The sequence below is a fragment of the Pseudomonas xionganensis genome (assembly GCF_009763245.1).
Taxonomy (GTDB): domain Bacteria; phylum Pseudomonadota; class Gammaproteobacteria; order Pseudomonadales; family Pseudomonadaceae; genus Aquipseudomonas; species Aquipseudomonas xionganensis.
On sequence record NZ_WKJZ01000001.1, the window covers coordinates 2682284 to 2688908 of the forward strand.

The 6625-nt window shown below is 63.2% G+C and carries 8 protein-coding genes; all 8 read right to left on the reverse strand.

What is annotated here, in order from left to right; translation table 11 throughout:
- Window positions 1–2: 2 nt before the first annotated feature.
- Window positions 3–1088: an extracellular solute-binding protein gene (locus tag GJV18_RS12485; RefSeq protein WP_160345884.1), complete on the reverse strand. Its 1086-nt coding sequence runs from the start codon at window positions 1086–1088 to the stop codon at window positions 3–5.
- Between the two features lie 10 nt (window positions 1089–1098).
- Window positions 1099–2208, reverse strand: coding sequence for an agmatine deiminase (gene aguA, locus GJV18_RS12490; RefSeq protein WP_160345886.1), 1110 nt, complete (start codon window positions 2206–2208; stop codon window positions 1099–1101).
- Between the two features lie 97 nt (window positions 2209–2305).
- Window positions 2306–3190 carry a LysR substrate-binding domain-containing protein gene (locus GJV18_RS12495; protein WP_160345888.1) on the reverse strand — a complete coding sequence of 295 codons (885 nt, stop codon included), beginning with the start codon at window positions 3188–3190 and terminating at the stop codon, window positions 2306–2308.
- Between the two features lie 50 nt (window positions 3191–3240).
- Entirely contained in the window at window positions 3241–4467 is a 1227-nt protein-coding gene (locus GJV18_RS12500) for a hypothetical protein (protein WP_160345890.1), read from the reverse strand.
- A 39-nt stretch (window positions 4468–4506) separates the two neighbouring features.
- Window positions 4507–4956 carry a YcgN family cysteine cluster protein gene (locus GJV18_RS12505; RefSeq protein WP_160345892.1) on the reverse strand — a complete coding sequence of 150 codons (450 nt, stop codon included), beginning with the start codon at window positions 4954–4956 and terminating at the stop codon, window positions 4507–4509.
- Window positions 4957–5084: 128 nt separating this feature from the next.
- On the reverse strand, window positions 5085–5549 hold the full coding sequence (locus GJV18_RS12510; RefSeq protein WP_160345894.1) for a DUF3859 domain-containing protein: 465 nt from the start codon (window positions 5547–5549) through the stop codon (window positions 5085–5087).
- Between the two features lie 82 nt (window positions 5550–5631).
- Entirely contained in the window at window positions 5632–6417 is a 786-nt protein-coding gene (locus GJV18_RS12515) for a dienelactone hydrolase family protein (RefSeq protein WP_160345896.1), read from the reverse strand.
- A gap of 25 nt (window positions 6418–6442) precedes the next feature.
- Window positions 6443–6625: hypothetical protein (locus GJV18_RS18585; protein WP_218571995.1), on the reverse strand; the 183-nt coding region annotated here is incomplete at its 5' end.

Genomic DNA, 6625 nt, shown 5'->3' on the forward strand with positions numbered 1-6625 from the left:
CCCTACATACCCGATTTCAGCCGGCTAAAGGCCCGCGTCAGGGCGCGGTTAAAGGCCTGGCTGTTATCGTTCTTGGTGTAGAGGCTGGCGCGCACGGCAGCCGGCGGGTAGGTGCCAGGGTCCTGGCGAATGGCCGGATCCACCAGCTCATCCGCCGCTGGTACCGCATTGGCGTAATAGATGCTGTTGGTAATGGCAGCAATCACCGATGGTTGCATCAGGTGGTCGAGCAGCGCATGGGCGCCCGCCGGGTTGGGCGCATCCTTGGGGATGACCATGGCATCGAACCACAGCAAGGTGCCTTCGCGAGGAATGCGGTAATGCAGGCGATGGGGTTTGCCCGCCTCCTCGGCCTGGGCCGCCGCCAAGGAAACATTTCCATTCCAGGCCATGGCCAGGCAGATATTGCCATTGGCCAGATCGCTGATATTGCGGTCGTTATCAAAATAACGAATCGAGGGGCGCACCTTGGCCAGATGGGCCTCGGCGAGTTTCAGGTCATCCAGGTTCTGCCGGTTGACATCCAGCCCCAGGTAACGGAAGGCCGCCGCGAACACCTCGTTGGGATCATTGAGAAAGCTCACCCCGCAGTCGGCAAAGCGCGCCACCACCTCAGGGTCCAGCAGCATGGCCCAGCTGTCGGTCGGCGCGTCACTCATACGCGCCTCGATGGCCTGCTGCTGGTAGCCAATGCCGGTGGTACCCCAGGCATAGATACCAGCATGCCGGTTACCCGGATCGAAGGCGGCCATATGCGCGACAAATTCGTCCCCCAGGCCGGCGAAATGCGGCAGCCGGCTTTTATCCAGCGGCTGCAATGCGCCACTGGCGATACCCCTGCTCAGGTGCTGGCCGGCGGTCAGCACCAGGTCATAACCGCTACGACCGGTCAGCAGCTTGGTTTCCACGGTTTCCAGGGAGTCGAAATAGTCCACCACCACCTTGTAACCCGTCTCGGCCTCGAAACGGCTCAGGGTGTCGGCAGCCAGGTATTCATTCCAGATATACAGATTGACCTGCTTGGTCTGCGGCGCCGCCTGCACGGCGGCACTGAGCCCTAGGGCCAGACAGAATAGGGATGCACGCATGGGTCACCTCCTAGCGCTGGGGCGCGGCGTATTGCGGCATGGTGATGCAGGCGACATTGCCGCCACCGAGCAGGATTTCCCGCGAGTTGTCGATACCGATGATGCGGTGCTGGGGGAACAGCTCGGCCAGAGTGGCCTGGGCCACCCGGTCATTGGGATCATCGAATAGCGGCAGGACGATGGCCGAATTACCGGCGTAGTAATTGATATAGGAGGCGCAGATCTGCGTGCCGGCCTCGCGCAGATGGGTACCGTCGACCTGATCCAGGCCCTCGGCCTCTTCGGCCGTCCAGCGCAGCACCTGTGGCTGTGGCAGCTTGAACACTTGCAGGCTGCGACCGCGAGCGTCGCGGACGCTGCGCAGGATATCGTAGGCCTCCTGATAGATTTCCCACTGCGGGTCGCTGCGATCGTCGGTCCACTGCATCACCACCACCCCGGGGCGGACAAAGCAGGCCAGGTCATCGATATGACCGTCGGTTTCATCGAACTTGCAGCCGCGCGGCAGCCAGATCACCTGCTCGGCACCGAGATAGTCCGAAAGGCGGCGGGTCATCTCCTCCTTGCCCAGATGAGCGTTGCGATTGCGGTTGAGCAAGCACTGCTCGGTGGTCAGCAGGGTGCCCTGCCCGTCACTCTGGATGCCGCCCATCTCGGCGATAAAGGGCGCGCGATAGCGGTCATAGCCTTCGATCTCGAGGATCTTCTGGGCAATCTGATCGTCCTTGTCCCAGGGGTAGTAAAGGCCGCCGTCGAGGCCACCATAGGCATTGAACTCGAAGTCCACGCCACGCACCTCGCCGCTCTGATCATTGACCAGAAAGGCCGGGCCACTGTCACGGAACCAGGTGTCGTTGCAGGTCATTTCCACCACCCGCACCTGCTCCGGCAGCAGACGCCGGGCATTGGCGTACTGGGCAGCCGAAGCACAGACGGTCACCGGCTCGCTGCTGGCAATGGCGCTGACGATCTCGACCCAGACCTTCTGCGCCGGCTTGGCGCCGTTGCGCCACACATCCGGACGCTCCGGCCAGCCGAGCCAGCAGCGGGCCTTGGGTTCGAACTCACCGGGCAGGCGAAAGCCGTCGGCCTTGGGGATGGAAGTCAGGGAACGCGCCATGGCACACCTCTTTTTGCATGGAAGATGTGCGCACAGTACGCGGCGTTTCGCGCCGCTCGCCAACGACGATTTTTACGGAAAAGCTGAATTCAATTCATCAATCAACCAGATGATCACCCAGCCAATCTATGAAGTCCTGCACCGCCGGCTTGTCCAGACGAATCCGCTCGGCCACCAGGGCATACTGCCCAAGGGACGCCACGCTGGCACTGAAGGGTCGCACCAGGCGACCGCTGGCCAGATCCTCGGCGGCGGTCAGGTTATCGCCCATGGCCACGCCCTGGCCCTGGGCGGCCGCCTCCAGGGTCAGGCCGGCATGGCCCAGATAAAGGTGACGTGCCGGCTGGATATCGCCGGCATGGCTGGTCAGCCAGGCGGTCCAGGTCTTGCCATCCTGATCGTCATGCAGCAGGCAGTGACGGGCCAGATCCCGCGGCTGCTTGAGGCCGCCCTGGTTGAACAGGCGCGGGCTGCACACCGGAAAGAACTGCAGAGTCGGCAGGGGCCGCACGAAATAGGCGCTGGCGTCCTCCGGGCCGGTGCCGTAGGTAATCGCCAGGTCGATCTCCGGCCCCGGCACGCAGGCCTCCAGCGGCTGCTCATGCAGATGCAGGGTAATCTGCGGATGGCGCGCACTGAAATCAGCCAGGCGGCTGACCAGCCATTTCTGCGCCAGTTCGGCAGTCACCGCGACTCGCACCACGGCCTGGGAGCCGGGGTCGCGTAATTCGTCGCAGGCATCCAGGATCAGCTCGAACGCCTGCTGCACCCGCTGCAACAGGCGCTGCGCCGCGGGCGTTGGGCGAATGTGGCGGCCCTCACGCACAAACAGCGCAGTGCCCAGTTGCTCTTCGAGCTGACGAATCTGGTGACTGACGGCGCTGTCGGTGACACAGAGTTCACTGGCAGCGCGACCGAAATGCGCATGACGCGCGGCGCTCTCGAAGGTGCGCAGGGCGGTAAGAGATGGCAAGCGGCGCATAAAGGCTCCAGATGTGGGCAACTGCCGCGCATCCTTACCGAGGCCCGCCGCTAACGCAACAGTGGCGTGTTCAGCACCTTGGAACGATCGCCCATGACGTTTTCGCTGATCTCGATAAAGTCCTGGGTGCTGGCCTTCTCCAGGCGCATCAGGCCGCGGGTGACATCATCCAGCGAACGCGGCTGGGTCGTGCCCTTGGTCTTCTGGCGGATTTCCCGATCCAGCTCCTGCAGCAGCAGCACGGCCCGCGCCGTGACCGCTCCCGTGGAACGGTTGGTACGCAGGCTCTTGACCGGCTTGCTCCACTTGATCAGGTGCTGACGCACCCTTTGATAGCGATCCTCACTGAGGCCACCGGCACGCCGTACCAGCTCGATGGCGTAATACTCGGCCAGGCCCTCCACCAACCAGTCGCTGCGCTCCTGGGAACGAATACGGCTGAACACGTGCACCAACTCGTGAACCAGGGAACTGGTGCCATTCTCGCTGACCAGCGGACGATCGGTATGCATGTAATAGGAGTTGGGCGCCGACAGGCCACCGCGCCACATCGGATCGCCGGCACCGACGATCAGCAGCTTGCCCGGATCACGGGGAAACACGGCCTGAAACTCCGGCCAGACGAAAGTCAGCAGGGTCAGCGTGTCCATGCGCCGCATGCCCTCGCCTATCGGCGCGGCAATGGTCACCTCGGTTTCCCCCAGCCTGGCCCGGCGGGTACCGAGCTTGCCGGCGATCATCCAGCCGGTGGGGCGGTCGAACTTGCGCAGCGGGTTGTCGATACGAAACTTGTTCTTGCCGATGCGCGGCCACTCGGTCTCGACACTTTTCCAGCCCTTGGGCAGGTCGAACTGCAGGCGCGCCACCAGTTCGGTGCCCACCTCCTGGCGCAATTTCACCGCCGGCACCAGATCATCGCCACGCAGCAGCGCCCAGTCGGGGGTCATGCGCGCGTCATAGCGGCCCGGCTTGCGCTCATGGCTGATGCGCACCCGATAGCTCAGCCTGGCGCGGCCCTTGGCCGGCAACCACTGCCCCTGCTCGGGACTGGGTTGATGCCACTCGCCGTCGGCGACGAAGTCGCTGTAAGCGCCCTCCTCACCCAGGTTGAAGGTCAGGCTGTAGATCAGTGCAGTGTCGGCCAGGGTCAGGCTGACCTCGGCCTGGTCGCTGTCCGGCAGGAACTTCACCCGATAGTCCAGATCGACCTTCTTGGCCCACAACACAGGGCTCAGGCTCAGCAGGAAAACAGCCAGCATCAGGCGACGAATCGGCATGCAGCACTCCATCAGGCAGAAAGGGGGTATCGCTCAAGCTTAGCCGGCGCGAAAGATCAGGTGCTCTTCCCAGTCGTCCTCGGCCACGCTGTTCTCGCTCAGCATGCGCCCGGCCTGGGAAATGCGCTGTTTATGCACCTGTTCGGGGTCGCCACAGACCAGGTGATGCCAGAGCAGCAGATCCTTGCCCTCGCTGACCAGGCGGTAGGCGCAGGTCGGCGGCAGCCACTGAAACTGGTCGGCCTGCTCCGCGGTGAGCTGGATACAGTCGGGCACGAACTGGCGTCGGTTGGCGTAATCGGTGCAGCGACAGGTGTCGAGATCCAACAGTTTGCAGGCGATCCGGGTGTAGTAGACGCTGCCGTCGTCCTCGTCTTCGAGCTTTTGTAGGCAGCACAGGCCGCAGCCGTCGCACAGCGACTCCCACTCTTCCTGATTCAGCTGTGCGAGGGTTTTGCGTTTCCAGAAAGGTTCGACTTTGGCGGCCATGGCGGTACTGAGGTGGGGGCGGAAAGCCCGGCAGTCTAGCGCGCCGCCCTTGCGCGGCCAAGGCTGGCGCGCCCAATGGCGCCCCCGCAGGCTGCTGCCCGCAACCTGGCGGGCAGGAAGGTACCAGATCAGCGCACGATAAAGCGCTGCTCCAGCAACTTGCGATCCTCCTGAAACACCATGAACTGCCACTCGCCGGGCACGATCTCATGGGGTTCGGTGAACTCGAAGGCCATCACGTCCAGGGGCGCTCCCACCGCCATGCTCTGCTGCACCACGAACTTGTCATGGCGAGTGCCCTCGGGGGTGACCACGCCCGGGGTGAGGTACAACAGGGTCAGGGGCACGTCATCCTGCACCTTGCCCTGCAGGCTGTAGCGCATGCCGAACTTGGTGCCCAGCTTGGCCGGGATTATCTCGGTGCGCTCAATCGGCTGGGCACTGCGGCTCAGCACCCGCTCGCCCGGCTTAAAATCCTGATACTGAGTGGTAAACACCCCGTATTCCACCTCGCCCACCACTCGTACCTCGGCCAGGGCCTGGCCGGCCAGCAGAATGCCAGCGGCCAATGCTGTTAACAGGCTGTATCGCATATCCAACTCCTTGTTTTGGGTTGGCGCAAGCCTATGACATGGCCATGACAGGGACATGACAGCCTGTTTGTTGCCAGCCGATTCAGGGCGCGGCGAATCGCTCATCGAACAGATCGTTCATGGCTTTGAACGCCCGTGCGGCCACCACAGGGTGGTACTCGTTACGCCCCGGCACATTGGCCAGCGGGTTGGTAAATGAATGCACCGCGCCGCCATAGCTGACCAGTTGCCAATCCACCTGGGCCGCCTTCATCTCAGCGATGAACGCATCCACCTGTTCCTGGGGCACAGCCGGGTCATCGGCGCCGTGCAGCACCAGCACCGGGGCCTTGATGTTCTGCGCATCGGCCGGGTTGGGCGTATCCAGATTGCCATGGAAGGAGACGAAGCCCTGCAGATCGGCCCCGGAGCGGGCCAGTTCCAGTACCGCACCGCCACCAAAGCAGAAACCGATGGCGCCCAGCTTGCTGCTGTCCAGCGCTACCTGGCTGGTTTGCGCCTTGAGTACCTCCACCGCAGCCTGAGCCCGCTTGCGCATCAGTGCGCGATCACTGCGCACCGCCGTGGCAGCCGCGCGGGCCTCATCGGGGTTGCTGGGGCGCACGGCCTTGCCGTACATGTCCGCCATGAATATCACGTACTTGTCACCCGCGGCACGGGCAGCCTTTTCCGCGGACGCCTCGGTGACGCCCAGCCAGTTGGGCACCATCAGCAGCCCCGGGCGCGGCTGGGTAACCGCATCATCATAAATAAGCAGGCCTTCGAAGGCTTCACCTTCAATCTCGTAGGGCACCGGCTTGACCACCACGGCCGCCTCGGCAGCGCCCACCAGACCCGCCAACAGCACCGCACAGAATGACTTGTTCATGGCCACCTCCTTGAATTACGGACCCTCAGAACCATAGCGGCTGGGCGGGCAAAGCCAAGGAAGCAGATGGATTTAAATGCCGCCAAATGTAAATCGAGAAAACGGCGCGCAAACAAAAACGCCCCTGTCTTGCGACAGGGGCGTTTTCTATATTGGAGCGGGAAACGAGACTCGAACTCGCGACCCCGACCTTGGCAAGGTCGTGCTC